Genomic DNA, 395 nt, shown 5'->3' on the forward strand with positions numbered 1-395 from the left:
CGTTAAGATTGATTACATCAGCATTGTATTTGAAACGGCAACCGCTGAAGATGTAATCATGCACATTTTAGATTTACCGACTGACATTTTCAATGTTTATCCAGCAACGATAAAATTCAAGACTTATCAAGCACGCTGGCAGATTGGAGATATTTATGTATCGGGGGACGCAAGAAAGACAGAGGACAACCAACAAGGGCTAGGCTGTTATCTTGTTATGACTGGCAGAGGTTGTGATGATATTTTCCGTATTCTCGACAGTAGGAATAGTACCTTTGGAGATATGTTCCGACGCTGTGAGCGAAGATACGGACTGGATAATTTCCATTTCACAAGACTTGATATTGCCATTGATGATAAGAACGAAAAGCCATTCTTTACCATAGAGCAGATAA

Annotated in this window: 1 pseudogene; it reads left to right on the top strand. The window is 39.7% G+C overall.

Annotated features, from left to right (window positions below):
• Positions 1 to 58: 58 nt before the first annotated feature.
• Positions 59 to 395, top strand: a pseudogene (locus OCV88_RS12265) (replication initiation factor domain-containing protein); the annotation flags it as partial.

The sequence above is a fragment of the Brotonthovivens ammoniilytica genome, assembly GCF_025566885.1.
Classification (GTDB): domain Bacteria; phylum Bacillota; class Clostridia; order Lachnospirales; family Lachnospiraceae; genus Brotonthovivens; species Brotonthovivens ammoniilytica.